The organism is Citrobacter sp. Cpo148 (assembly GCF_030332375.1).
Taxonomy (GTDB): Bacteria; Pseudomonadota; Gammaproteobacteria; order Enterobacterales; family Enterobacteriaceae; genus Citrobacter; species Citrobacter portucalensis.
The window spans coordinates 117,785-144,657 of sequence record NZ_JAOWHY010000028.1 but is presented as its reverse complement, the minus strand read 5'-3'; the positions used below and the strand labels follow the sequence as shown (position 1 = coordinate 144,657).

General features: G+C 53.1%; 24 protein-coding genes and 1 pseudogene. 10 read left to right on the top strand and 15 right to left on the bottom strand.

Annotated elements, in window-relative coordinates; genetic code table 11:
• Nucleotides 1–238 precede the first annotated feature (238 nt).
• A complete protein-coding gene (locus OGY10_RS01365) occupies nt 239–676 on the bottom strand; it encodes an acetyltransferase (RefSeq protein ID WP_003826501.1) in 438 nt (145 codons plus the stop codon).
• A 158-nt stretch (nt 677–834) separates the two neighbouring features.
• Here OGY10_RS01365 and metA point away from each other — a divergent pair, with 158 nt between their 5' ends.
• From metA to aceK, 4 genes are all read left to right on the top strand, one after another.
• The gene (gene metA / locus OGY10_RS01360; protein WP_191226541.1) at nt 835–1,764 is read left to right on the top strand and encodes a homoserine O-acetyltransferase MetA; all 930 of its coding nucleotides are present in this window, start codon (nt 835–837) and stop codon (nt 1,762–1,764) included.
• A 268-nt stretch (nt 1,765–2,032) separates the two neighbouring features.
• Nucleotides 2,033–3,634 (top strand): malate synthase A, encoded by a 1,602-nt coding sequence (gene aceB / locus OGY10_RS01355; RefSeq protein ID WP_032942053.1) that lies wholly within the window; start codon nt 2,033–2,035, stop codon nt 3,632–3,634.
• A gap of 31 nt (nt 3,635–3,665) precedes the next feature.
• A complete protein-coding gene (aceA, locus tag OGY10_RS01350; RefSeq protein ID WP_003826506.1) occupies nt 3,666–4,970 on the top strand; it encodes an isocitrate lyase in 1,305 nt (434 codons plus the stop codon).
• A gap of 102 nt (nt 4,971–5,072) precedes the next feature.
• Nucleotides 5,073–6,854: a bifunctional isocitrate dehydrogenase kinase/phosphatase gene (aceK, locus tag OGY10_RS01345; protein WP_003826508.1), complete on the top strand. Its 1,782-nt coding sequence runs from the start codon at nt 5,073–5,075 to the stop codon at nt 6,852–6,854.
• 86 nt (nt 6,855–6,940) lie between these two features.
• Here aceK and iclR read toward each other — a convergent pair whose 3' ends face one another.
• Nucleotides 6,941–7,765: a glyoxylate bypass operon transcriptional repressor IclR gene (gene iclR, locus OGY10_RS01340; protein ID WP_003826510.1), complete on the bottom strand. Its 825-nt coding sequence runs from the start codon at nt 7,763–7,765 to the stop codon at nt 6,941–6,943.
• Between the two features lie 194 nt (nt 7,766–7,959).
• Here iclR and metH point away from each other — a divergent pair, with 194 nt between their 5' ends.
• Complete coding sequence (metH, locus tag OGY10_RS01335) at nt 7,960–11,643, top strand: methionine synthase (RefSeq protein WP_100271657.1); 3,684 nt, start codon at nt 7,960–7,962, stop codon at nt 11,641–11,643.
• 220 nt (nt 11,644–11,863) lie between these two features.
• A complete protein-coding gene (locus OGY10_RS01330) occupies nt 11,864–13,492 on the top strand; it encodes a Na/Pi cotransporter family protein (protein ID WP_063941208.1) in 1,629 nt (542 codons plus the stop codon).
• 169 nt (nt 13,493–13,661) lie between these two features.
• On the opposite strand, the gene pepE is transcribed toward OGY10_RS01330, so the two are convergent.
• From pepE to OGY10_RS01315, 3 genes are all read right to left on the bottom strand, one after another.
• Nucleotides 13,662–14,351, bottom strand: a complete 690-nt coding sequence (gene pepE, locus OGY10_RS01325) for a dipeptidase PepE (protein ID WP_032942056.1) — start codon at nt 14,349–14,351, stop codon at nt 13,662–13,664.
• A 110-nt stretch (nt 14,352–14,461) separates the two neighbouring features.
• A complete protein-coding gene (locus OGY10_RS01320) occupies nt 14,462–14,740 on the bottom strand; it encodes an addiction module antidote protein (protein WP_008786890.1) in 279 nt (92 codons plus the stop codon).
• A gap of 439 nt (nt 14,741–15,179) precedes the next feature.
• A complete protein-coding gene (locus OGY10_RS01315; protein ID WP_286576074.1) occupies nt 15,180–15,731 on the bottom strand; it encodes an AAA family ATPase in 552 nt (183 codons plus the stop codon).
• Between the two features lie 254 nt (nt 15,732–15,985).
• On the opposite strand from OGY10_RS01315, the gene OGY10_RS01310 reads away from it, so the two are divergent.
• Nucleotides 15,986–16,168 carry a hypothetical protein gene (locus OGY10_RS01310; RefSeq protein WP_234103517.1) on the top strand — a complete coding sequence of 61 codons (183 nt, stop codon included), beginning with the start codon at nt 15,986–15,988 and terminating at the stop codon, nt 16,166–16,168.
• A 49-nt stretch (nt 16,169–16,217) separates the two neighbouring features.
• On the opposite strand, the gene OGY10_RS01305 is transcribed toward OGY10_RS01310, so the two are convergent.
• The 8 genes from OGY10_RS01305 to OGY10_RS01270 all read right to left on the bottom strand — a co-directional run bounded on the left by OGY10_RS01305 (nt 16,218) and on the right by OGY10_RS01270 (nt 22,763).
• Entirely contained in the window at nt 16,218–17,030 is an 813-nt protein-coding gene (locus tag OGY10_RS01305) for a shikimate 5-dehydrogenase (protein ID WP_191226539.1), read from the bottom strand.
• A 1-nt stretch (nt 17,031) separates the two neighbouring features.
• Nucleotides 17,032–18,255: an L-sorbose 1-phosphate reductase gene (sorE, locus tag OGY10_RS01300; protein WP_191226538.1), complete on the bottom strand. Its 1,224-nt coding sequence runs from the start codon at nt 18,253–18,255 to the stop codon at nt 17,032–17,034.
• A 68-nt stretch (nt 18,256–18,323) separates the two neighbouring features.
• Nucleotides 18,324–19,148, bottom strand: coding sequence for a PTS system mannose/fructose/sorbose family transporter subunit IID (locus OGY10_RS01295; protein WP_003031641.1), 825 nt, complete (start codon nt 19,146–19,148; stop codon nt 18,324–18,326).
• 11 nt (nt 19,149–19,159) lie between these two features.
• Nucleotides 19,160–19,957: a PTS mannose/fructose/sorbose transporter subunit IIC gene (locus tag OGY10_RS01290; protein ID WP_003826527.1), complete on the bottom strand. Its 798-nt coding sequence runs from the start codon at nt 19,955–19,957 to the stop codon at nt 19,160–19,162.
• A gap of 65 nt (nt 19,958–20,022) precedes the next feature.
• Entirely contained in the window at nt 20,023–20,517 is a 495-nt protein-coding gene (locus OGY10_RS01285; RefSeq protein WP_048227499.1) for a PTS sugar transporter subunit IIB, read from the bottom strand.
• Nucleotides 20,517–20,924: a mannose/fructose/sorbose PTS transporter subunit IIA gene (locus OGY10_RS01280; RefSeq protein WP_008786898.1), complete on the bottom strand. Its 408-nt coding sequence runs from the start codon at nt 20,922–20,924 to the stop codon at nt 20,517–20,519. Before OGY10_RS01280 ends, OGY10_RS01285 begins: the two co-directional genes overlap by 1 nt.
• Before the next feature lie 9 nt (nt 20,925–20,933).
• A complete protein-coding gene (locus OGY10_RS01275) occupies nt 20,934–21,740 on the bottom strand; it encodes an SDR family oxidoreductase (protein WP_128612472.1) in 807 nt (268 codons plus the stop codon).
• Between the two features lie 69 nt (nt 21,741–21,809).
• On the bottom strand, nt 21,810–22,763 hold the full coding sequence (locus OGY10_RS01270) for a sugar-binding transcriptional regulator (RefSeq protein WP_286576071.1): 954 nt from the start codon (nt 22,761–22,763) through the stop codon (nt 21,810–21,812).
• Between the two features lie 469 nt (nt 22,764–23,232).
• Here OGY10_RS01270 and rluF point away from each other — a divergent pair, with 469 nt between their 5' ends.
• A complete protein-coding gene (rluF, locus tag OGY10_RS01265) occupies nt 23,233–24,108 on the top strand; it encodes a 23S rRNA pseudouridine(2604) synthase RluF (RefSeq protein ID WP_008786901.1) in 876 nt (291 codons plus the stop codon).
• Here rluF and OGY10_RS01260 read toward each other — a convergent pair.
• Nucleotides 24,105–24,377, bottom strand: coding sequence for a YjbD family protein (locus OGY10_RS01260; protein ID WP_003826541.1), 273 nt, complete (start codon nt 24,375–24,377; stop codon nt 24,105–24,107). The two genes, rluF and OGY10_RS01260, sit on opposite strands and share 4 nt — an antisense overlap.
• A gap of 191 nt (nt 24,378–24,568) precedes the next feature.
• On the opposite strand from OGY10_RS01260, the pseudogene OGY10_RS01255 reads away from it, so the two are divergent.
• A pseudogene (locus OGY10_RS01255) lies at nt 24,569–24,924 on the top strand (type II toxin-antitoxin system RelE/ParE family toxin).
• Nucleotides 24,921–25,259 carry a helix-turn-helix domain-containing protein gene (locus tag OGY10_RS01250; RefSeq protein WP_265640374.1) on the top strand — a complete coding sequence of 113 codons (339 nt, stop codon included), beginning with the start codon at nt 24,921–24,923 and terminating at the stop codon, nt 25,257–25,259. The pseudogene OGY10_RS01255 and the gene OGY10_RS01250 overlap by 4 nt, the downstream one beginning before the upstream one ends.
• 13 nt (nt 25,260–25,272) lie before the next feature.
• On the opposite strand, the gene rtcR is transcribed toward OGY10_RS01250, so the two are convergent.
• Complete coding sequence (gene rtcR, locus OGY10_RS01245; protein ID WP_258736649.1) at nt 25,273–26,859, bottom strand: RNA repair transcriptional activator RtcR; 1,587 nt, start codon at nt 26,857–26,859, stop codon at nt 25,273–25,275.
• Between the last annotated feature and the right edge of the window lie 14 nt (nt 26,860–26,873).

The following is a 26,873-nucleotide window of genomic DNA, read 5'->3' as shown; positions in this document are numbered from 1 at the left end:
TGCGAGAGTAGGGAACTGCCAGGCATCAAATAAAGTGAAGAAGCCCATCCTGACGGATGGGCTTTTTTGCGTCTGTGCGGAATGAAAACCGCCGGATGCGGCGTGCCGCCTTATCCGGCCTACAGAGGCAGGGCTGAATGTATTTTGTAGGCCTGATAAGCGCAGCGCATCAGGCAACACGTCTGCACACTGCCGGATGCGGCGTATCGCCTTATCCGGCCTACAAAAGCTAGTCCTGCTACCCGCGTACGAGGTTGAGTAACGGGTACGGTCGTCCGAGATCGTCCACCTCTGTACGTCCCGTCACGCTAAATCCCATCTTCTTATAGAATCCAACCGCCTGCTCATTCTGCTCGTTAACGTTGGTTGTTAGCGTTGAACTCATTGATAAAGCATGTTCAATCAGCAGTTTACCAACACCACTACCACGCACATCCGGATCGACAAACAAAGCATCAATATGCTGGTCGGTCAGGAGCATAAAAGCGACGGGCTCATCCTGTTCTGTCACTGCAACCCACAGAGGGGCTTCTGGTAAAAATGAACGTACCAGCTCCTCCAGCTCAATCCGATAATCCGCAGAGAGGAAATGGTGCGTGGCATCTACTGAGCGACACCAAATAGAAACTAACTTATCTCCTTCGTCCTGACGCGAACGACGAATGGTAAGGTTCATAGCATTCTCCTTTTTTTCTTTACTGCACTATTCTACAGCAAGGAGCCGTGAAACTTTCTCAACTTGAGGATGCAGGCTCGACATTCGCATGATTCCTGGGTATCTTCAGCTATCTGGATGTCTAAACGTTTAAACGTATGTTGTGAGGTTATCAGGTTATGCCAATTCGCGTGCAGGACGAGCTACCCGCCGTCAATTTTTTGCGTGAGGAAAACGTCTTCGTGATGACGACATCCCGCGCTTCCGGTCAGGAAATTCGTCCACTGAAGGTGCTCATCCTCAACCTGATGCCCAAGAAGATTGAAACGGAAAACCAGTTCCTGCGCTTACTGTCTAACTCACCGCTGCAGGTTGATGTTCAGCTATTGCGCATCGATGCCCGCGAGTCACGCAACACCCCAACGGAGCATCTGAATAACTTCTACTGTAATTTCGAGGATATCTGCGATCAGAACTTTGACGGATTGATCGTGACCGGCGCGCCGTTGGGCCTGGTTGAATTTAATGATGTGGCTTACTGGCCTCAGATTAAACAAGTGCTTGAATGGGCCAAAGATCACGTTACCTCGACGCTATTTGTCTGTTGGGCGGTGCAGGCCGCGTTGAATATCCTGTACGGAATTCCTAAGCAAACCCGCACGGATAAACTCTCAGGCGTCTATGAGCACCGTATTCTGCACCCTCATGCGCTACTGACGCGTGGATTCGATGATGCGTTCCTGGCCCCGCATTCCCGCTATGCTGATTTCCCTGCAGCGCTTATCCGCGACTACACCGATCTCGAGATCTTTGCTGAAACCGAAGAGGGAGATGCCTACCTGTTTGCCAGCAAAGACAAACGTATCGCCTTCGTGACGGGTCATCCTGAGTATGACGACCATACACTCGGCAGCGAATATTTTCGTGATGTCGAAGCGGGCTTATCGCCGGAAGTACCCTATAACTATTTCCCGAAAGATGACCCGCAAAACAAACCGCGGGCAACCTGGCGTAGCCACGGTAATTTGTTGTTTACCAACTGGCTCAACTATTACGTCTACCAGATCACGCCATATGATCTGCGTCACATGAATCCAACGCTGGATTAATCTTCTGTAGCAGACGATCCTTAAGCGTTTCAGCATATTGAATCAGGCACCTTCGGGTGCCTTTTTTATTTCCGAAACGCACCTCATCGTGTAATTAAATTTTATTTATATTGTTATCAATAAGTTAATTGATAATTAAATTAAAAATGGAAATTGTTTTTGATTTTGAAATTTAAATGAGTAGTCTTAGTTGTGCTGAACGAAAAGCGCACAACGATCCTTCGTTCGCATTGGGGATGTGTTTGGATCAATGACGAGGAACTACGCAATGAATCAACAGGCAACGACAACCGATGAACTGGTCTTCACCAGGCCGCGTGGCGAACAGGAACAGCAAATTCTGACTGCTGAAGCAGTGGAGTTTCTGACTGAGCTGGTGACAAGATTTACGCCAAAGCGGAATAAACTTCTGGCTGCACGTATCCAGCAGCAGCAGGATATTGATGACGGTAAGTTGCCTGATTTTATTTCGGAAACAGCTTCTATTCGTGAAGGTAACTGGAAAATTCGCGGAATTCCTGATGATTTACTGGATCGCCGCGTAGAGATCACCGGACCCGTTGAGCGCAAGATGGTCATCAACGCGCTGAACGCGAACGTCAAAGTCTTTATGGCTGACTTCGAAGATTCACTGGCTCCTGAGTGGAGCAAAGTTATCGACGGGCAGATCAACCTGCGCGATGCGGTCAATGGCACCATTAGCTACACCAACGAAGCGGGTAAAATTTATCAGCTCAAGCCTAATCCGGCTCTGTTGGTATGTCGCGTTCGTGGTCTGCATCTGCCGGAAAAACACGTCACCTGGCGTGGCGAATCTATCCCGGGCAGCCTGTTCGACTTTGCCCTCTATTTCTTCCACAACTACAAAACGTTGCTGGCGAAAGGCAGCGGCCCTTATTTCTATCTGCCAAAAACGCAGGCCTGGCAAGAAGCGGCATGGTGGAGCGAAGTGTTCAGCTATGCAGAGGACCGCTTTAACCTGCCGCGCGGCACCATTAAAGCGACCCTGCTGATTGAAACGCTGCCTGCCGTCTTCCAGATGGACGAAATTCTGCACGCCCTGCGTGACCACATTGTGGGTCTGAACTGCGGTCGTTGGGACTACATTTTTAGCTATATCAAAACGCTGAAGAACCATCCGGATCGCGTGCTGCCGGACCGTCAGGTGGTGACGATGGATAAACCATTCCTCAGCGCCTATTCGCGTCTGCTGATTAAAACCTGTCATAAACGTGGCGCATTCGCGATGGGCGGCATGGCAGCGTTCATTCCCAGCAAAGATGCGGAACGTAACAACCAGGTTTTGACCAAGGTAAAAGCGGACAAAGCACTGGAAGCAAATAACGGTCATGACGGCACATGGATTGCCCATCCGGGACTGGCAGATACCGCCATGGCGGTGTTCAACGACGTACTCGGTGAAAACAAAAATCAGCTGTTCGTGACCCGTGAAGAAGATGCCCCGATTACCGCAGAGCAACTGCTGGCACCTTGTGAAGGTGAGCGTACTGAAGAAGGCATGCGCGCCAATATCCGTGTCGCGGTGCAGTACATCGAAGCGTGGATCTCCGGTAACGGCTGCGTACCGATTTACGGTCTGATGGAAGACGCGGCTACCGCTGAAATCTCCCGTACCTCCATCTGGCAGTGGATCCACCACGAGAAGACGCTCAGCAACGGCAAGCCGGTTACCAAACCGCTGTTCCGTCAGATGCTGGCCGAAGAGATGCTGGTGATTCAGGACGAGCTGGGCGAACACCGCTACAGCAGCGGGCGTTTTGACGATGCCGCGCGCCTGATGGAGCAAATCACTACCTCTGATGAACTGATCGATTTCTTGACCCTGCCAGGCTACCGCCTGCTGGCGTAATTCACCACATAACAATATGGAGCATCTGCACATGAAAACCCGTACTCAACAAATCGAAGAATTACAGAAAGAATGGACTCAACCGCGCTGGGAAGGCATCACCCGTCCATATAGCGCGGAGGAAGTGGTGAAATTACGTGGCTCGGTCAACCCGGAATGCACGCTGGCGCAGCTTGGCGCGGCGAAAATGTGGCGTCTGCTGCACGGCGAATCGAAGAAAGGTTATATCAACAGCCTCGGCGCGCTGACCGGCGGTCAGGCGCTGCAGCAGGCGAAAGCCGGTATTGAAGCGGTCTACCTTTCAGGCTGGCAGGTGGCGGCAGATGCCAACCTGGCATCCAGCATGTACCCGGACCAATCGCTGTATCCGGCGAACTCCGTCCCGGCGGTGGTTGATCGGATCAACAACACATTCCGTCGCGCCGATCAGATCCAATGGTCAACCGGTATTGAGCCGAACGATCCTCGCTATGTCGATTACTTCCTGCCGATCGTTGCCGATGCGGAAGCAGGGTTTGGCGGCGTACTGAACGCGTTTGAACTGATGAAATCGATGATTGAGGCTGGTGCAGCGGCCGTTCACTTCGAAGATCAGCTCGCATCGGTGAAAAAATGTGGTCACATGGGCGGCAAAGTGCTGGTTCCGACGCAGGAAGCTATCCAGAAACTGGTGGCCGCCCGTCTGGCAGCCGACGTCATGGGTGTGCCGACGCTGGTGATTGCACGTACCGATGCCGACGCAGCCGATCTGATTACGTCTGATTGCGACCCATACGACAGCGAGTTCATCACTGGCGAACGTACCAGCGAAGGGTTCTACCGTACGCATGCAGGTATTGAGCAGGCGATCAGCCGTGGTCTGGCCTACGCACCGTATGCGGATCTGGTGTGGTGTGAAACCTCCACGCCGGACCTTGAGCTGGCGAAGCGCTTTGCCGATGCGATCCACGCGAAATACCCTGGCAAACTGCTGGCTTACAACTGTTCGCCGTCGTTTAACTGGCAGAAAAACCTGGATGACAAAACTATCGCCAGCTTCCAGCAGCAGCTGTCGGATATGGGTTACAAATACCAGTTCATTACCCTGGCGGGTATCCACAGCATGTGGTTCAACATGTTCGACCTCGCGCACTCCTATGCGCAGGGTGAAGGCATGCGCCACTATGTTGAGAAGGTTCAGCAGCCAGAATTTGCGGCAGCTAAAGACGGTTACACCTTCGTCTCCCATCAGCAGGAAGTGGGCACAGGTTACTTCGACAAAGTCACCACCATCATTCAGGGCGGAGCCTCCTCGGTGACCGCGCTGACCGGCTCGACCGAAGAATCGCAGTTTTGATTAATGCCCGGTGGCGCTGCGCTTACCGGGCCTACGAAGGGATGTAGGCCGGATAAGCGAACGCGCCATCCGGCATGACGTTGTGCCGGATGGGAGACATTGATGACGCGTGGCCTGGAATTACTGATTGCTCAGACTATCTTGCAAGGTTTCGACGCCCAGTACGGGCGTTTTCTGGAAGTCACCTCCGGCGCGCAGCAGCGTTTTGAACATGCCGACTGGCATGCGGTTCAGCAGGCGATGAAAAGCCGTATTCACCTTTACGATCATCACGTGGGTCTGGTGGTGGAGCAGTTGCGCTGCATTACTGACGGCAAAAGTACCGACGCGGATTTTTTACTTCGCGTGAAAGAGCATTACACCCGGCTACTGCCGGATTACCCGCGCTTCGAGATTGCGGAGAGTTTCTTTAACTCCGTTTACTGTCGGTTATTTGACCACCGCTCGCTGACTCCCGAGCGGCTGTTTATTTTCAGTTCTCAGCCAGAGCGCCGTTTTCGCACGATCCCACGTCCGCTGGCGAAAGACTTTTTTCCGGATACCGGCTGGGAGTGGCTGCTGACACGCGTCCTTAGCGATCTGCCCCTGCGTCTGCCGTGGCAGAACAAACATCGTGATATCCACTACATCATCGAACACCTGACCGAAACCCTGGGAGCGGATGTGTTGTCGGGCTGCCATTTACAGGTGGCGAACGAACTGTTTTATCGCAACAAGGCCGCCTGGCTGGTCGGTAAGCTGATTACTCCTTCTGGGACGCTACCGTTTTTACTGCCAATCCACCGGACTGATGAAGGCGAATTGTTTGTCGATACCTGTCTGACCACGACGGCGGAGGCAAGCATTGTGTTTGGCTTCGCCCGCTCCTATTTTATGGTTTACGCTCCTTTGCCCGCGGCGCTGGTGGAGTGGCTGCGCGAGATCCTGCCCGGTAAAACCACCGCCGAACTGTACATGGCGATTGGCTGTCAGAAACACGCGAAGACCGAAAGTTACCGCGAATATCTGCTCTATCTTGCCCATTGCGATGAGCAGTTTATTGAAGCGCCGGGGATCCGCGGCATGGTGATGTTGGTGTTTACGTTGCCGGGTTTTGACCGGGTGTTTAAAATCATCAAAGACAAATTTGCCCCGCAAAAAGAGATGTCTGCCGCCCACGTCCGCGCCTGCTATCAACTGGTCAAAGAACACGATCGTGTTGGGCGGATGGCTGACACCCAGGAATTCGAGAATTTTGTGCTGGAGAAACGGCAAATCGATCCGGCGCTGATGGCGCTGTTATTGCAGGAAGCCCCGGAAAAAATTACCGATCTCGGCGATCAGATTGTCATTCGCCATCTGTATATTGAACGACGGATGGTGCCGCTGAATATCTGGCTGGAGCAGGTTGAAGGCCAGCAACTGCGCGATGCCATTGAAGAGTACGGCAACGCCATTCGTCAGCTGGCCGCCGCCAATATTTTCCCCGGTGATATGCTATTTAAGAACTTCGGCGTGACCCGTCACGGGCGTGTGGTGTTCTACGATTACGATGAAATCTGCTACATGACGGAGGTGAATTTCCGCCATATCCCGCCGCCACGCTACCCGGAAGATGAGATGAGCGCTGAGCCGTGGTACAGCGTATCGCCGGGAGATGTCTTCCCGGAAGAATTTCGTCACTGGCTATGTGCCGACCCGCGTATAGGGCCGCTATTTGAAGAGATGCACGCTGACCTGTTCAGCGCTGACTACTGGCGCGGCCTACAGACGCGCATCAAAAACGGTCACGTGGAAGATGTTTACGCCTACCGACGTCGGCAGCGGTTCAGCGTGCGTTATGAAACCGACCGTAGGCCGGATAAGGCACTTGCGCCGCCATCCGGCAATGTGCGCCGGGCCTGATGCGCTACGCTTATCAGGCCTACAAATCTGCCCTAACCCTGGATAGCAGGCCGGGTAAGGCGTAGCCGCCACCCGGCAACCCCATCTTAGCGAAATCCGCCGTACGCCAGCGTTACTTCTTTCGCCGCTTTGATCGCCATGGCGCCAAACTCGGTCACGCGATCGTCGGTAATACGCGAAATGGGTCCGGAAATGGAAATCGCAGCGAACGGCTCGCGGTGCTCGTCATAAATGCACGACGCCACGCAGCGCAGACCCAGCGCATGTTCCTCATCATCAAAGGAATAGCCGCGCTTGCGCGTCTGGGCCAAATCCTCTTTCAGATGCACTGGCGACACCAGCGTGGCGTGTGTATAAGCATGCAGGCCTTTACGGTGCAGCAGGCCAGTCACTTGTTCTTCGCTCAGTTGGGATAAAAACGCCTTACCCGCACCGGAGGCGTGCATCGGCAGCTTGCCGCCGATAGGCGCGGACATGCGCATCAGCTGGGTGCACTGCACCTGGTCGATAATAATGGCCTGATGGTCGCTTTGATCCAGCACGGCGAGGTTTACCGTCTCACCGGAGTCTTCCATCAGCTTGCGCAGGATCGGATGCACAATTGCCAGCAGATTACGGCTTTGCAAAAAGCTGCTGCCTACGATGAACGCATGCGCACCTACGGCCCAGTGGCCTAATTCACCCACCTGACGGACAAAACCCTGCTGCTGCATGGTGGTCAGCAAACGGTGAGTCGTGGAGTTTGGCAGGCCGGCCTGCTGAGCCAGCTCGGTCAGCGCCACGCTGCCGTTGGATTCCGCAATCCACTCCAGCAGCTTCAGGCCGCGGGTCAGAGACTGAACCTGCCCGGTTGCAGGCGCAGTAGCGGCGGCGGGTTTTCTACCGCGTTTCGCGGGGACAGTGGCTACCATGGCAGACTCCTTTTCTGTATCGTGGAAATCATTTTCGTTTTATTAAATTATAATGCAAGAATTCCTGTACTGATCGGATGAGTGAAGCTGAACATGTCTCATGTTGGCCGTTGTTCTCTTTTCCGCCTCTCAGGTTTGTGCCAGTATGACCTGTTGAGTTTTTTCGGTCTGGTTGAGCGTTGTCGGGAGCGAGTGTGAGCAGCAAAGTAGAACAATTACGTCAGCAGTTAAATGAACGTATTCTGGTGCTGGACGGCGGTATGGGCACCATGATCCAGGGATATCGTCTGAGCGAAGAGGATTTCCGCGGCGAACGCTTTGCCGACTGGCCGTGCGATCTGAAAGGTAACAACGACTTGTTGGTGCTCAGCAAACCGGAGGTCATCGCCGCCATCCATAACGCCTACTTTGAGGCGGGCGCGGATATCATCGAAACCAACACCTTTAACTCGACGACTATCGCCATGGCGGATTACCAGATGGAATCCCTGTCGGCGGAAATCAACTTTGCGGCAGCCAAACTGGCGCGTGCGGCGGCTGACGAATGGACGGCGCGCACGCCGGAAAAACCGCGCTACGTCGCGGGCGTGCTCGGCCCAACGAACCGTACGGCGTCTATCTCGCCTGATGTTAACGACCCGGCTTACCGCAACATTACCTTTGATCAACTGGTGGCCGCCTACCGTGAATCTACCAAAGCGCTGGTGGAAGGCGGCAGTGACCTGATCCTGATTGAAACCGTCTTCGATACTCTGAACGCCAAAGCCGCTATTTTCGCGGTTAAAACCGAATTCGAAGCGCTGGGCGTTGAGCTGCCGATTATGCTCTCCGGCACCATCACCGATGCTTCCGGGCGTACGCTCTCCGGCCAGACTACCGAAGCATTCTACAACTCCCTGCGCCACGCCGATGCGCTGACCTTCGGTCTGAACTGCGCGTTAGGCCCGGACGAGCTGCGCCAGTACGTGCAGGAACTGTCGCGCATTGCTGAATGCTACGTCACCGCGCACCCGAACGCCGGTCTGCCGAACGCCTTTGGTGAATACGATCTCGACGCCGACACCATGGCGGCGCAGATTCGCGAGTGGGCTGAGGCCGGTTTCCTGAATATCGTCGGCGGCTGCTGCGGCACCACGCCGGAACATATCGCCGCCATGAGCCGCGCAGTGAATGGCTTACCGCCGCGCCGCTTGCCGGAAATCCCGGTTGCCTGCCGCCTTTCCGGCCTTGAGCCGCTGAACATCGGCGACGACAGCCTGTTTGTGAACGTCGGCGAGCGTACCAACGTCACCGGTTCTGCCAAGTTTAAACGCCTGATCAAAGAAGAGAAATACAGCGAAGCGCTGGACGTCGCCCGTCAGCAGGTGGAAAGCGGCGCGCAGATCATCGATATCAACATGGATGAGGGGATGCTCGACGCCGAAGCGGCAATGGTGCGTTTTCTCAACCTGATCGCCGGTGAGCCGGATATCGCCCGCGTGCCGATTATGATCGACTCCTCGAAATGGGACGTTATCGAGAAAGGGCTGAAGTGCATTCAGGGTAAAGGCATCGTTAACTCCATCTCGATGAAAGAGGGGGTTGAGACCTTTATCCATCACGCGAAGCTGCTGCGTCGCTACGGTGCCGCGGTGGTGGTGATGGCCTTTGACGAGCAAGGGCAGGCCGACACCCGCGCACGTAAAATCGAAATCTGTCGTCGGGCGTACAAGATTCTTACCGAAGAGGTGGGCTTTCCGCCGGAAGACATCATCTTCGACCCGAACATCTTTGCTGTCGCGACCGGTATTGATGAGCACAACAATTACGCGCAGGACTTTATCGGCGCGTGTGAAGACATCAAACGCGAACTGCCGCACGCGCTGATCTCCGGCGGCGTTTCTAACGTTTCATTCTCGTTCCGTGGCAACGACCCGGTACGTGAAGCCATTCACGCGGTATTCCTCTACTACGCCATTCGCAACGGCATGGACATGGGGATCGTCAACGCCGGACAGCTGGCTATTTACGACGACTTGCCCGCCGAGCTGCGCGATGCGGTTGAAGATGTGATCCTCAACCGTCGTGACGATGGCACCGAACGACTGCTGGAGCTGGCAGAGAAATATCGCGGCAGTAAAACCGACGACACGGCGAATGCCCAGATGGCGGAATGGCGCACCTGGGACGTGAAAAAGCGCCTCGAATATTCGCTGGTGAAAGGCATTACCGAGTTTATTGAGCTGGATACCGAGGAAGCGCGCCAGCAGGCTGCGCGTCCGATCGAAGTTATTGAAGGACCGCTGATGGACGGCATGAACGTCGTTGGCGATCTGTTTGGCGAGGGCAAAATGTTCCTGCCGCAGGTGGTGAAATCCGCCCGCGTGATGAAGCAGGCGGTGGCGTACCTCGAACCGTACATTGAGGCCAGCAAAGAGAAAGGCTCCAGCAACGGCAAAATGGTCATCGCGACCGTGAAGGGCGATGTGCACGATATCGGCAAAAACATTGTCGGCGTGGTGCTGCAATGTAACAACTACGAAATCGTCGATCTTGGCGTGATGGTGCCCGCGGAGAAAATCCTCAGAACGGCGCGTGAAGTGAATGCCGATCTGATTGGCCTTTCCGGGCTGATTACCCCATCGCTGGACGAAATGGTCAACGTGGCGAAAGAGATGGAGCGTCAGGGATTCACTATTCCGCTGCTGATTGGCGGCGCGACCACCTCAAAAGCGCACACGGCGGTGAAAATTGAGCAGAACTACAGCGGCCCGACGGTGTACGTGCAGAACGCCTCGCGTACTGTTGGCGTGGTGGCTGCGCTGCTCTCTGACACCCAGCGCGATGACTTTGTCGCCCGTACGCGTAAAGAGTACGAAACCGTGCGTATCCAGCATGCGCGTAAGAAACCGCGTACCCCGCCAGTAACGTTACAGGCTGCCCGCGACAACGATCTGGCCTTCGACTGGGAAAACTACACCCCGCCGGTGGCGCACCGTCTGGGCGTGCAGGAAGTGGAAGCCAGCATCGAAACTCTGCGCAATTACATCGACTGGACGCCGTTCTTTATGACCTGGTCGCTGGCCGGGAAGTACCCGCGCATTCTCGAAGATGAGGTAGTAGGAGAAGAGGCGAAGCGCCTGTTCAAAGACGCTAACGACATGCTGGATAAACTCAGCACCGAGAAGACCCTGAATCCGCGTGGCGTGGTGGGGTTATTCCCGGCCAACCGCGTGGGTGACGACATCGAGATTTACCGTGACGAGACGCGTACGCACGTCATCAACGTGAGCCATCATCTGCGCCAGCAGACGGAAAAAGTCGGTTTCGCCAACTACTGCCTGTCTGACTTTGTTGCGCCGAAACTGAGCGGCAAAGCGGATTACATCGGTGCTTTCGCGGTTACTGGTGGTCTTGAGGAAGATGCGCTGGCGGACGCCTTTGAAGCCCAGCATGACGACTACAATAAGATCATGGTGAAAGCGATCGCTGACCGTCTGGCGGAAGCATTCGCGGAGTATCTGCATGAGCGCGTGCGTAAAGTTTACTGGGGCTATGCGGCGAATGAGAACCTCAGTAACGAGGAGCTGATCCGCGAAAACTACCAGGGGATTCGCCCGGCGCCGGGCTATCCGGCGTGCCCGGAACACACTGAAAAGGCCACCATCTGGGAACTGCTGGATGTGGAAGCGCACACCGGGATGAAGCTCACCGAATCCTTCGCCATGTGGCCAGGCGCGTCGGTTTCCGGCTGGTATTTCAGTCATCCGGACAGCAAGTACTACGCCGTGGCGCAAATCCAGCGCGATCAGGTTGAAGATTATGCCTTCCGTAAAGGGATGAGCGTGGCGGAAGTGGAGCGCTGGTTAGCGCCGAACCTCGGCTATGACGCCGACTGATTCACAAAACTGTCATCTTTCTTTACAACAAACAGGGCGCTCAATGAGTGCCCTGTCTCTTTATTACGTTTAAACCCTTATACTGAAAGGGGGCCGTTGCCGGATGGCGGCGTAAACGCCTTATCCGGCCTACATAGGGATGATTTGTAGGCCTGATAAGCGCAGCGCCATCAGGCAAATGAGCCTCAAAAAACCATAAAAATAAGGAGAACCTGATTCCGTGTTAACTCTGTTACACCTGCTTTCTGCCGTCGCGATGCTGGTTTGGGGTACGCATATTGTGCGTACCGGCGTGATGCGCGTCTTCGGCGCCCGTTTGCGTACCGTGCTCAGCCGTAGTGTTGAAAAGAAGCCGCTCGCCTTTTGTGCGGGTATCGGCGTAACGGCGCTGGTGCAAAGCAGCAACGCCACCACCATGCTGGTGACCTCGTTTGTTGCACAAGATCTCGTGGCGCTTACCCCTGCGCTGGTCATAGTGCTCGGCGCCGACGTGGGGACCGCGCTGATGGCGCGTATCCTGACCTTCGATCTCTCCTGGCTGTCACCACTGCTGATTTTTATCGGCGTGATCTTCTTTCTCGGGCGTAAGCAGTCCCGCGTGGGGCAACTGGGGCGGGTCGGTATTGGGCTGGGGTTGATTTTGCTGGCGCTGGAGCTGATTGTGCAGGCGGTAACGCCGATCACCCAGGCTAATGGTGTACAGGTTATTTTTGCCTCGCTCACCGGCGATATTATGCTCGATGCGCTGATTGGCGCCATGTTTGCGATTATCAGTTACTCCAGTCTGGCGGCGGTGCTGCTGACGGCCACGCTGACCGCGGCAGGTATTATCTCGTTTCCGGTGGCGTTGTGTCTGGTGATTGGTGCCAACCTCGGCTCCGGCCTGTTGGCGATGCTCAACAACAGTGCTGCGAATGCTGCTGCCCGTCGCGTGGCGCTCGGCAGCCTGCTGTTTAAGCTGGTGGGGAGCCTGATTATCCTGCCATTTGTTCATCCGCTGGCCAATCTGATGGATGAACTGCCGCTGCCGAAATCTGAACTGGTTATCTACTTCCACGTCTTCTACAACCTGGTGCGCTGTGTGGCGATGGTGCCGTTCGCCGAACCGATGGCGCGTTTTTGTAAGCGCATCATCCGCGATGAGCCGGAGCTGGATGCACATCTGAAGCCCAAGCATCTGGACGTTAGCGCGCTGGATACGCCGACGCTCGCTCTGGCTAATGCCGCCCGCGAAGCCCTGCGTATCGGTGACGCGATGGAGCAGATGATGGACGGGTTGAAAAAGGTAATGCACGGCGAACCGCGTGAAGAGAAAGAGCTGCGCAGGATGGCGGATGATATTAACGTGCTGTACACGGCAATTAAGCTCTATCTGGCGCGGATGCCAAAGGATGAGCTGGCGGAAGAGGAATCGCGCCGTTGGGCAGAGATTATCGAAATGTCGCTCAACCTTGAGCAGGCTTCCGATATTGTCGAACGTATGGGCAGTGAGATAGCCGATAAGTCGCTGGCGGCGCGGCGGGCATTTTCCGTCGAAGGGTTAAAAGAACTGGATGCGCTCTACGATCAGTTGCTCAGCAATCTGCAGCTGGCGATGTCGGTGTTCTTCTCAGGAGATGTGACCAGTGCCCGTCGTCTGCGCCGCAGCAAGCACCGCTTCCGTATTCTCAACCGTCGTTATTCGCATGCGCACGTTGACCGTCTGCATCAGCAGAATGTGCAGAGCATCGAGACCAGCTCCTTGCACCTGGCGCTGTTGGGCGATATGCAGCGTCTGAACTCGCTGTTTTGCTCTGTAGCCTATAGCGTGCTGGAACAGCCGGATGAAGACGATGAGCGTGAGTACTAACGAGGACAGGTGAAATGTTGCCCGGTGGCGCAGTCCGGTAGGCCGGATAAGGCGTTTACGCCGCATCCGGCAATGTGCGCTGAACTGCCTGATGGCGCTGCGCTTATCAGGCATACAGTTATAGGCCGGATAAAGCGAAGCCGCCATCCGGCATCAGACAACAAATCAACTAAAAGCAGTGGCCCGCTTCAACGGCAACCGCTTCTTCACCCGCTTTAAAGATATACGTGGTGTTCGGGCCGCCGAGCACGGATTGACCGTTACTTACCTTAATCCAGTTCCCTTCCGGCAGGCCAATCACCGTCAGCTCTGGCGCCACAACCAGCAGCTCGCGAATACGCTGTTCACGCGTTTCGCCTTTGTGGCCTTCCGGCAGCGCGTTGGTGAAATGTGGGTTAATCTGCAGCGGGAACAGACCCAGGGCATCAAAACCTTTTGGATCGACAATCGGCATGTCGTTGGTAGTGCGGATGGTCTGGCAGGCAAGGTTGGAACCTGCGCTCCAGCCGATGTACAGCGCACCGCGTTTGACGACATCCACAATCGGCGCCAGCAGTCCGCGTTCGCGGCTTTCTTTCAGTAACTGGAAGGTATTACCCCCGCCGACAATCACCAGCTCTGCGTTTTCAATAGCGGCAATCGGGTCGGCAACGGTATGAATACCCGTAACGTTGACGCCCATTGGCGCAAAGATGGCTGCCGTTTTCGCCGTGTACTCATCCCAGGTTTGCGTCACGCCAGCGAACGGAATAAACACCGCCGTACGGCGACCATTCAGTTGTTCAGCAATCAGCGGCAGCGCATGTTCCATCCAGCCTTTGCCCGGCAGCGTCGAGTTACTCAATAAAAGCAGTTCCATCATTTCTCCATGTAATCAGAAAATTACAAACCGCGCTAATGCTACCACTATCAGCCAAACGCCTTACTGATATGGCTCACGATGTTGGAAGGGGAAGATAGAAGCTGAGGCTATTTTTTAAGTGTCAATTCAATGCCGAGTACCTTCATCACTGCAAGGGTGGTTTTCAGCGTCGGGTTACCTTTCTCACTAAAAGAGCGATAAAGCTGCTCGCGGGATAATCCCGTTTCTGCCGCAATGTTCGCCATTCCCTTAGCGCGAGCTACCACGCCCAGTGCTTTTGCAATGTATGCTGCATCGCCTGTTTCGAGGGCATCGGCCATAAACACGGCAATTTCTTCATCATCAACCAGCGCAGTCGCGGGATCGTAGTGAGCAAGTTTATTCATGGCGGAAGACCTCCTGATAATCCAGTGAACGGGCGAGCATTCCCCAACAGGTTTAACATCACCAGCTAAACCATTAGCCAGACGAAAAAGGCGTGTGGCAATTAGCGTTTTAGCTCTCCTGTCCCGTAGGTTTTGCTCCCAAGCCGGAAAACCATTGTCTGAAGAATTTCCATGATGACGTTCCATGTATTTTATAAACTACATTATGAATTGACAAGTTGAGACTAGAGAGTAAAAAAATGGGGAGTAAGGGGAAATGCTTGCTGGAGGAAACAGGAAAGTGTCTCGCAATAATACGTAGTTTTTCAGGATGCTGCGGTTGATACGAGAATCGATGATAGGGGATTGGGAGGGCTTTGTGCCAGGAGCGGAAGCTATATGTCCACTAGAATATGACAGATTCATGCATGGTGATTCACCACTACACGTAGTTGCCGTCTTAGCAGGGTTTTATCCTGGAAAGAATAAAATCCACTCGCTCTTCTACAGAAACACATGGTAATTCAATCAACTGATAGTCATACATACGGTATGTTTTTACCATTGCGTGATATGTCGCGATGGCAACATCGAAAGATTGTTTGCGCTCTGTGTCCTGTACATATATTTCACGCCAGGGTGGTGCAATAAATACGATTCGGTTATAGCGAAATTTCTCGATGGCGTTTTCCAGATGCCTCGGTATGGTAAGTTCAGAAAGACGTAAATAACCTACAACATCAGGAACACCACGATCAAAGAAGCAGGGTTGTGTATGCCCTTCCGCTTCATGCCACGAACGCATTTCCCAGGATAGCATCAGATCTGCAAATGCAGTCTGGTTGGCCCACGGTAATGCATCGCCGCCGATGTTAGCCTGGTCTTGGATCACACCTCTTCCAGCTTCTTTAGAACACCAAAACCCTCGTTTTATAATCGTATCAATTATCGTGCTTTTGCCTGACCCTGGGCCACCAGTCAGAATGAATCGATGCTGAAACGCTGAAGACATTGAACTCTCCCAAACCTTCTTAGACGCGATGATTTAGCAATTGATGGCGTACTTTTTGCGTATCGTCATATTACCTGCTGATGGCATGACTAACTACGTTTTATCCCCATTTTAATGTCCGCTATTCTCTCATTTCACAGGCCGATCTACTTTATTTCTCACTCGCCGAGGCGTTCCGCCATCTTGATTGTAGCCATCTCACTACTGAAGAAAATCTGGCGCTATCGTTTGGCTGTGAAGAGGCGCTGGCAGGGTTGTACCAGACGCTGAATTTTATGGGCGAAAGCCTGCTGACCATGGCGGGTGAAGGTCAGGAACATTTTGCGTATGAGAGCATATGCCAGTTAGGACACAGTCTGGTCAACATCAGCCAATTGATTCCCGCGCTGGCGCAGTTGGAAGCGAAAGCTGACCAGCAACTGTTCGCTGTTGCATAGTACCTAAAATAGACAGAGCGCCCATCCCTGGCGCTCTGTTCCTGCTTCGTTACCCCGCCCGCGCAAATTCTGCCGCTTCGGCGATTAGCGCGTCATCCGGGCGTACGCCGGTGTACATGGCGAACTGCTCTACGGCCTGTAAGGCAATCACCTCTGCACCGCTGATGGTCTTTTTACCTAATTGCTGTGCCAGTTTGATTACCGGTGTTTCCGGCGGCAGGGCGACGACGTCAAACACTATGCTGGCGGCAGCGACCATCGCTTCGCTGTAGGCCAGCTCATCGCTCTCTTTACCGCCAGCCATGCCGACGGGCGTCACATTGACCAGAATATCGCAGGTAATCCCTTCCGGCTGCGGTTGCCACTGGAAACCGTACTGTTTTGCCAGCGCCGGACCGCTCTCCCGGTTACGGGCAGCGACGACTACATCGTGAAAACCGGCATCGCGAAATGCAGCAATGACCGCTTTACCCATTCCACCGCTGCCGCGGATCATGACGCGTGCGTGGTTATCAAGCTGGTGGCTGGTAATCAGGCTTTTTACCGCAATGTAGTCGGTGTTAAATCCTGTCAGCGTACCGTTGTCATTGACGATGGTGTTAACGGAGTCAATGACTTTTGCGGAAGGATCGATGGCATCCAGAAACGGCATGCAGCTCTCTTTAAACGGCATAGAGACCGCACAGCCGCGAATCCCGAGTGCGCGAACGCCTTTGACTGCGGCCTCAATATCCTGCGTAGTAAAGGCTTTGTAGATAAAATTTAACCCTAATTTTTCATACAGATAGTTATGAAAGCGTGTGCCAAAGTTGCCGGGACGACCGGCAAGCGACATGCACAACTGGGTGTCGCGGTTAATCATGTTAAATTTCCTCGGCGTGAGACAATATGTACTGTTCGGCTTCCTGCGACCAGATCCCCTGATGACGCTCCAGGATAGCGCGCAAGGCCGGATCGTCAATCTGGGTGAGCGCAGTTAACGGCAATGATTTTCCGGTGTAAACCAGTTTTTTACCTCCACCGACCTGCGGCAGTTCCAGCGTTGTTTCACCTGCCGCATTCAATCCCAGAATGTGCGTCACCACTTTTGCCGCCTGAACTTTCTTCTCTTCGATCAGTTTTACCGCCGTGCGCATGTCGTCGGTATTGCCGCCAGATGTCCCAACATAATGGGTGAAGGCATAGTGCACGTCGTAGAAGTTAATCGGCGCGCTAAACTGCTTATCCTGCGGACCGGCAAAGAAGTTCATGCAACCATCGGCAGCCAGCAGGGAAGAGGCCAGCGTGACCAGCTCTTCGTTGGGTACAAATACAAAGATGTCGTCAAACCCATGGCCGCCGCTCAATGCCATCAATGTGTTATAAGCTGCATCCTGGGCGTGAAGGTAGTGGATCAACGTTTGTGGCTCTGACGGATAGTGCTTGCGGGCGTAGCTCAACTTGTCGTTATTGGTGTCGGTCACTACCAGCAGCGCCGGGTTAACCGGACCATGCAGCGCGTAGTCGATCGCCAGTAGTCCCATTGGCCCAGTGCCGCCGAGGATTAACGTACGCCCCTGCGGACGAATGCCCATCTTATGGTTATAAGTGCCTTCCTGCAGGTGATAGTTGGCGTTGAATGCGCCAATCACGCAGGACAGTGGCTCAACCAATGAACCTTCAAAATAGGTTTCGCCTTCGTAAGCCAACAAGCAGTCCTGCTCCATGACTTCATCAGGAATGATGACGTGCGTGGCTTCACCGCCCACCCATGGGAAGGAGTAGCCGGGACAGTCCGGGCGATCCGGCAGTTGCAGGTTAGCCTGAATGACATAGCGCTGGCCGGGCTGAAACTTATGCTGCCATTTTTTGCCTACGGCAATGATATCGCCGCAAAACTCGTGGCCGATGATGATCGGGTTTGTAGCCACATCGTCCGGCACCTTTTTGTGGTTCTCGCCCTGGTTAGCCTCTTTCCAGGAAGAAAGGCACAGGCTGTCGGTTACGACTGAGGCCAGAATTTCATCGTCCTGCATTTCAGGAAGATCGAAGGTTTCCAGGCGCAGATCGCGTTTACCATAAAGGCGTAAAGCTGTTGTTGTTTGCATTGTTACCACCTCTTCCTCTTTCGAGGACTATTTGTTGAAGTAGCCCCGGCATCGCCGGGGCGAAAAAATCAGGACAGGAAGCCCAGCGCGTTACCGATAATTCCCAGCGCAAACAGGGCGAAGATCAGCCATACCGGGTTAATTTTCTTGTTGAGCAGACGCACCATCAGCAGCGTCAGACCCAGCGCCAGCAGGCCGGGGCAGAGTTGGTCGAGAATGTTCTGCACGGTCATGGTGACGGTGGTGCCGTCTGCGCCAGGCGTTTGCGATACCACCAGCGGCACGTTGATGCTGGTCCATTTAGTGACCAACACCCCCATGACAAACAGGCCGAGAATCGATGCGCCTTCGGTCAGTTTCTGCAGCAGGTTGCCGCCCATGTCGCTGACGATATTGACCCCTTTACGAAAGCCAAGCTGTAAGCCGTACCACTTCATGGCAAGACGTACTGCATTGAAAATAAAGAAGAACAATAGTGGGCCGAGAATGTTTCCGGACAGTGCCAGCGATGCGCCGAGCGCGGCGGTAATCGGGCGCAATGTTCCCCAGACCAACGGGTCGCCAACACCGGCCAGCGGGCCCATCAGCCCAACTTTGATGCCGTTGATGGCCCCGTCATCAATTTCCGCACCGTTGGCGCGAGCTTCTTCCATCGCGGCGGTCACGCCAATCACCGGGCCGCAAACGGCAGGCGTAGTGTTGAAAAACACCAGGTGGCGTTTGAGTGCTGCAACCTGGTCCTCTTTCAGCGGATACAGGCGCTTGATGGCAGGGATCATGTCGTAGCAAAAGCCCAGTCCATGAATGCGTTCAAAGTTGAATGACGCCTGTTGCAGGTTGGAGCGAACAAACATGCTAAACAGGTCGGATTTGGTCAGTTTTTTCTGTTCCATGGCTGGCTCCATTAGTCATCAAGCTGATCGAGAGCTTGAGAAGAGGCGGGTTGCGCCTGCGGTTCGGCTTTACGCCACTGTGGGTTCAACTGGATGTAGACCAGCGCGATAATCACGCCAACCCCACCGAAAGCCAGCAGGCTCAAATCGAGATAACCCCCAGCGATAAACCCGAGGAAGAAGAAGGGCATCAGGTACTTCACGCCCATCATGCGCAGCACCATGGCGTAGCCGACCACCACGATAAAGCCACCGGCAATCTGCAATCCGCGGGTGACGAATTCCGGAATGGCGTTGAGCATATTGCTGACCATATCGGCGCTGACAAACAGCGAGACGATTAATGCAGGGATGGCAACGCGCAGAGCCTGTACGCCGAGAGCGGAAACGTGCAGCATGTCGATGGTGCGAAAGCGGGCGTCTTCGGCTGCTTTATCCGCCGCGTGCTGGAACACCACGGTGATGGTACGGGCGAATACCGTCAGCACCTGACCTGCCGCCGCCACCGGCAGGGCGATGGCGATACCGGTAGCAATGCTTTGCTGACCGACGATAACCAGAATGGCGGAGATAATACTGGCGAGCGCCGAATCGGGAGACTGCGCTGCGCCGACGTTCATCCAGCCAAGAGCGATTAACTCCAGCGTGCCGCCGAGCATAATCCCGGTTTTTAAATCACCAAGGATTAGGCCGATAACGGTACAAGCAATTAGCGGACGGTGGGTCTGGAACTCATCCAGCACGCTGCCCATTCCGGCAATACAGGAAAATAGGAATATGGCGATAATTTGTAGGGTACTTATTTCCATAATATGTCACCTTGTGAATGTGATCATCCCTGCCTGTTAAAGCATAAGTACACAGGCATTTTTATTTATTCAGCGAACGATTGTTCTTCTATTTTTTCGAGAATATTAATAGATGGATCGGATGCGACAACGCGTAAATCCAGCGTAACACCCAGTTTATCTAACTCACGAAACGCATTAATGTCGTCGCTGTCTAAAGAAACGGCTTTGGTTAATTGTTTTTTACCTGGTCGCCAGGCCATGCCGCCAATATTTAACGTGGCAATTTTTACCCCTTGTTTTACCATTGCTAATGCATCCTGTGGACGGGTAAATAGATAAAAAACGGTTTCGTTCTGGTATTGCGGATTATGATAAACCGCGACCGCCTTTTCGATATTAACGACGTTCACTTTCATTCCCGGTGGGGCAGCCTGACGTAATAATGTGCGGCGTACTTCATCGTTATAAACGTCGTCATTACAGATAATAATCCGTTGGGCATTCGCCACCTTCGACCAGACGGTGGTGACCTGACCGTGGATCAGGCGGTCATCAATACGAGCAAGGGTAATGTTCATCAGAAATCCTCTTCGGCCGTTTCCAGATGCTTCCAGACGACACAGGTTTGTTGAGCAATGGTCGTCAGGTGTTCGCACAGTTCATCCACATTCATATTGCTTTGGTTGTCTACCAGCTCCAGCGCCAACGGCAGTGATAACCCGCTAATGACCCGTATCGCCGGATTGTGCATCGCCAGCGTCGCGGCAGCATTCCAGGGACTGCCACACTGCAAATCGACGGCAATCAGCCATTCATCGTCAGTGTGAATACTTACTAACTTTTTTAGCTTTTCCACAATGTCGCTGGCGTTCTCTCCGGGGACAAATGCCACGGCTTCAACGTTGGCATCACCGTAGACCATCTGTACCGATTCCAGCATGGCGCAGGCCAGTTTGCCGTGAGCACAGAAGATTGCATTGACCATAAAACCTCCTTAGCCGCGCGTTTTTCCGCCCGCAATGTTAGTGGTTACTCCGGTGATATAACTGGCGCGCTCAGATAAAAGATAACAAACAAAATCAGCGACTTCGCATAAGCGGCCTGATCGACCAATCGGGATCGCATTCTTGGTGTAGCCCTCGCGCAGCTGTTCGACGGTGATGTTGCGGGTCCAGGCCAGCGCTTCTTCATACTCGGGGGTCCGCAGTCCGGTTTTTTCCAGAATGCCAGGTGCAATGCCAACTACACGGATGCCGTGTTTGCCCAACTCTTTCGACCAGGAACGGGTGAAACTATTCAATGCGGCTTTGGTCGCGGCGTAACAGCTTTGACCTTCAGAACCTTCCAGTCCGCTTTCGGAAGAGACATTCACAATCACGCCGTTACGCTGTTTTACCATTTGGCGTGCCGCTGCCTGCGACATTAAGAACACACCTTTCTGGTTGATATTAACCATTTTTTCGAAAGCAGCTTCGTTGAGTTCGTATTGCCCGGCGGGTGCTTTTTCATCGACCAGCAGACGCGGGAAATTAACGCCAGCATTATTTACCAGCCCATCAATACGTCCGTAGCGTTGGATAATTTCAGCGACAGTATGATTAACCTCTTTGGCACTGGAAATATCCGTTGGCCAGAAATGATACCCGTCATGGCTATCGTATTTACCTTCTCCGCCATGAATATCTGCCATTTGTACATTAGCGCCTTGCGCTAATAACTCCTCGACAATCGCCAGACCAATTCCGGATGCACCACCGGTAACAATAATGACTTTGCCCTGCAAGTTTAACCACGTTTGCATAATAAACTCCCGATTCAGATAAGGTGATCCCACATAAAATTAATTATGGCAGGACCAATTAGAATTTATTTAATTCAACAATAATTCAGCGGTATGACTGTTGGTGACTAAACAGTTAATATAATTCCCACGTAATGCGCCTAATATCCCACTGTATTTTTCTTCACCCATTGCAATGCCAATGGAGTAACGCGCCTGTTTTAATTTATTGGTTTCGATGGAGAGCGTCTTTTCACTCATATTGGTCTCTACGGTTACACCGTTGATATCGTAAAAGCGCGAGCAAATGTCTCCGGCGACCTGGCGGGCATGCAGGTCATCACTCTCTTCACTGCCGTAAAAGGCGTGCCAGTTGGCGCCATCACGTATCGCCGGAGATCCAATCCCGACCAGCGTGATGTCCAGATTATCCCAGTACGCAGAAATCGATTTAAAATGTCGTGACTGCATGATCCCGTTACGGATCAGCGGGTTTTCCAGCAGTGCCGGGAAATCTGCCAGGTGTGATTCCCCTTTGAGCTTTGCCGCAGCGCCGTAGGTCAGCGTATTGACGTGGTAGCGGCTTTCAAGCTTGCCGGATGGTCCGCCGATAATCGGCACACAGATCAGCTGGCGCGACTGGCTGGCAGGAGATAATCCTTCCACCAGTCCCCGTACCGCGCGGCCCCATGAGAACCCGATAATGTCCCCAGGTTCTAGTAAGCGTTCCAGCAACTGTGCGCCATGTACGCCCATCATATTAAGTTGTTCATCTTCCTGCTCGCTATCGCAGGAGACTACGACCGCCTCTTTCAGGCCAAATTTCTGTTTTAGCTGCTGTTCCAGCCACAGATTTTCGTTGTAGTCGTAATTAATGGCGATGGTGACGATACCCTGCTCGCGTCCACGTTTTAGTAACCGGCTGATCGTGGTGCGATAAATACCCAGCTCGCGGGCGATTTGCGCTTGTGTCATATCCTGTTCGTAATACAGCTGCGCTATTTTTACGATCAGGCGGATATCATCGCTGTTTTCCGTCGCCATTTTTGGACTCCTGCACATTTGTGCAAATCACGAAATTGCCTTCTTGATCTGATATAACCCCATCTGTTCTCCATCTCAAAGCTATTTTCACTTATTTCAGCGCCCTGAAATGACCGATTGTGTTGCACATTTGATGTGGTGATGGCGCGTTGTCGGCACAGATGTGCATGCCTCTCTAATGTATTGATTCTGCTTGTTTTCACTCAACAAAATTGCAGGGATGGATCGCTGACACTTTTGTGTCAAAAGGTGTGACGGATCACAAATAGCGCGTGGACAGTCGAACACGATTATTTTTTATCGTCCGCAAGGTAGGGTATATTTCGCTTTTAATACACAAAGTCATTCAAGTTGTATCAAGGCGGCAAGGGAGCGAATCCCCGGGAGCATAGATTGCTATGTGACCTGGGTGAGTGAGGGCAGCCAACGCAGAGACAGCTTGAAGGATGAAGTGTATACAGGAGAAACTATGCTGCCCGACTCATCTATCCGATTAAATAAATACATCAGTGAAAGCGGAATCTGCTCGCGTCGCGAGGCGGATCGCTTTATCGAACAAGGGAATGTCTTCCTGAATGGCAAACGCGCCACCATCGGCGATCAGGTGATGCCTGGCGACGTCGTAAAAGTAAATGGTCGGTTGATTGAGCCGCGTGAAGCGGAAGATCTGGTTTTTATCGCGCTGAATAAGCCGGTAGGGATTGTCAGCACCACCGAAGACAGCGAACGCGACAACATTGTTGATTTCGTGAATCACAGCAAGCGCGTGTTTCCAATTGGTCGTCTGGACAAAGATTCTCAGGGACTTATCTTTCTGACCAACCACGGCGACCTGGTGAATAAAATCCTGCGTGCCGGTAACGATCACGAAAAAGAGTATCTGGTGACGGTCGATAAGCCGGTCACTGATGACTTTATCCGTGGTATGGGGGCCGGTGTGCCCATTCTCGGTACCGTCACCAAAAAATGTAAGGTGAAGAAAGAAGCGCCGTTTGTGTTTCGTATTACGCTGATTCAGGGGCTTAACCGTCAGATCCGTCGTATGTGCGAACACTTTGGCTATGAAGTTACCAAGCTTGAGCGTACGCGTATCATGAACGTTGGTTTGTCTGGTCTGCCGCTTGGTGAATGGCGCGACCTGACAGATGACGAACTGATCGATCTGTTCAAGCTGATTGAGAACTCGTCCTCAGAAGCCAAACCGAAGGCGAAAGCGAAGCCAAAAACCGCAGGCATTAAGCGTCCGGTGGTGAAAATCGAAAAATCAGCGGAGAAAGAGAAATCGCGCCCGGCGGCAAACGGTAAGCGTTTTACTTCGCCGGGACGTAAGAAGAAGGGACGTTAACGTCTGCCGCGCGTCGGCGTATTTGCTGACCAGGAAAACGATGCTTCCGCATCCGGTTTATAGGCCTGCTTTTTCTTCAACTGGCGGGCTTTTTTAGCTTCTGCTTCGCGCAAGGCCATCAGTTTATCGATGTACTCTTTCTTGATGCTGTTGGTCTCTGCGTTGGTCAGCAGGCGACCATGCGCAATGCGCGCGCGGTCGAGCAGCGTTTTCAGTTCACGCTGTTCGCGCTCGGTCATCTCTTTTTGGGTAATGCGGGGGAGTGCCATAAGGGTGCCCTCTGTTAGCCGATATCCTCAGTGTACGGTAATTCGTGCAGAATAAAACTAATCCTGAAAGAGCCTCGCAAAATATAGCTTGTTGAAGTGACGGAATTTCTATTCTGATTTAGCGTAATGACAGGAAAACGTGTGGGTGACGCATTTTATTGTTTGTATAAAATTTTATACAAGGATGTGTTATGCTTTCAATAAAGTGGGCCTTAAAGCCCATTGTCTGGATTGGCAGTTCATTTGATGATTTACGAAGCTTTCCTGAAGATATACGTAAAACCGCTGGTTTTCAGCTACATCGTTTACAGGCTGGATTAGAAGCTGCTGACTGGAAGCCGATGCCAGAGATAGGTCGAGGTGTTAGGAGGTAAGGCTCAGGTATGAATCTGGCGCATACCGAATCATCTACATTGCTCGCTATGCTAACGCGGTCTATGTACTGCATTGTTTCAATAAAAAGACGAAACGTACTTCTGAGCACGATAAACACATTGCTAAAGTTAGATATCGAACCGCTTTGCAAGAAGACAGGAATCAGAAATGAACAATACCGTTGATAATAAGGTTCGCCATGTAACCTCTCCGGATGTCAATATTTTTGCCGAACTGGGGTTTGCAGAAGCGAAAGCGAAGAGCTTAAAGCATGATGCTGAATGCGAGGTCGAACAACTCATTCGCCTGAAGCAGCAGTTGATGCAAGAAATTTCCGGATGGATTGATGAAAACCATCTGAAACAAGCGGAAGCTGCTGTGAAACTGAATATTTCCCGGCCCCGTGTTTCAGATGTTGTTAATCAGAAAACCAACAAATTTACCCTTGATGCGCTGGTCATGATGCTGGTGAAGTTAGGAAAACCAGTAACAGTTCAGATTGGGTAATGTTAGATATTGTTTATTGTATCTGATCGCTGCGAACGCTTTCCCAGCTCAGCCCGAAGCGGGCGAGATATTTTCGCAAGCGGTCTGCATCGTTAGGATTGGCTTTTTTCTGCCGTGAGACGGCAAACAGTTCGCGTCCGGCTTCCGACAGCGACGCGCTGCGGCGGCACACTTCCAGTACCGTTTCTAACTGGCGGCGATCGAAAAGGTCAATGTCCATGTTCAGTTCCGGTTGCGAAGCGGCAATCTGCCAACTCTCTTTTAACAGCGCAATTTCTTCTTCGACAAGGGATAAGGTGATGCGTCCCTGTTCGGCAAGCGTCGCCATTCGCGCGATGGATGAACTTAGCTCGCGAAAATTGCCGCGCCACTGCGCCTGTGGGGAGCAGGCAAATGCCAGATAACAAGCACGTGCCTCTTTGTCGAAACGGATCTGCATCTGTTTACTGCTGGAAAAACGGTGTAGCTCATACTCGACGTTCGGAGCGATATCTTCCCGCCGCTGCGCCAGACCGGGCAGGGCGAAGTTCCACATATTGATACGCGCGTAGAGATCTTCGCGAAAACGGCCCTCGGCGACCCATTGCTGCATGTCGCGATGGGTTCCGGCAATCAGCTGAAAATCGCTCTGTACTTCTTTGTCCGATCCAAACGGGAAAAAGGTTTTTTCTTCAATCGCTTTTAGCAGCATGGCCTGTTCGTCTAACCCCAGTTCGGCTATCTCATCGAGAAACAGCACGCCGCCATCCGCTTCTCGCAGTAGTCCGCCGCGCGCCGTGAGTGCGCCAGTAAACGCCCCTTTCACGTGACCAAACAACGTAGACATCGCGTTGTCGCCACGCAGGGTTGCGCAGTTGACGGCGACCAGTTTTCCCGCCACCAGATGCCGCGACTGGCGTAGCTGAAAAATACGTTTCGCCAGAAAGGATTTACCCGCGCCGGTGGGGCCGGTGAGCAGGATCGGGTCGGTCGAACGTAGAGCCACACGCTCAATGCGATCGATCAGTTTATTGAAGGTGGCGTTGCGCGTATCAATCCCTGCCTTCAGAAAAGAGACTGACTGCTGCTGTTCGCGCTGAAAACGACTGGTGAGCGTGGCGTAGCGGCTTAAATCGAGATCGATTATCGAGCAAACGCCGGCGGCGACGGCCTCATCCGATGAACCGGCTGGTGCCGGGCTGGTTTGCAGCAGGCTGGCGGGCAGGTAGCGGGCTTCCGTTAGCAGAAACCAGCAGATCTGCGCGACGTGCGTCCCGGTGGTGATGTGCACCAGATACTCTTCGTTTTCTGTATCAAAGCTGTAGTGGGTGGCGAAGTCGAGAAAGGCGGCGTAGACCTCTTCAAAATCCCAGGGGTCGTTAATAGTCACGGCATGCGGGCGTACTTCGGTGTCAGGTGAGAGCAGCGCGACGTCTTCAATCAACCTTTGCGCCATGCCTTCATCGCGTGGCTGGTGGAGCAGTTCCAGTCTGTCGACAGGGAAATCAGGCTGTTGGCACAATCCAACCGTAGGGCGCCACTTTTTAAACCGATTGGCGCGTTTACCGCGTTTGTCCAGCACCGTACCCAGTACGCCAATTACAACCCGCCGCTTTTTCATGGTTTATCCCAAAA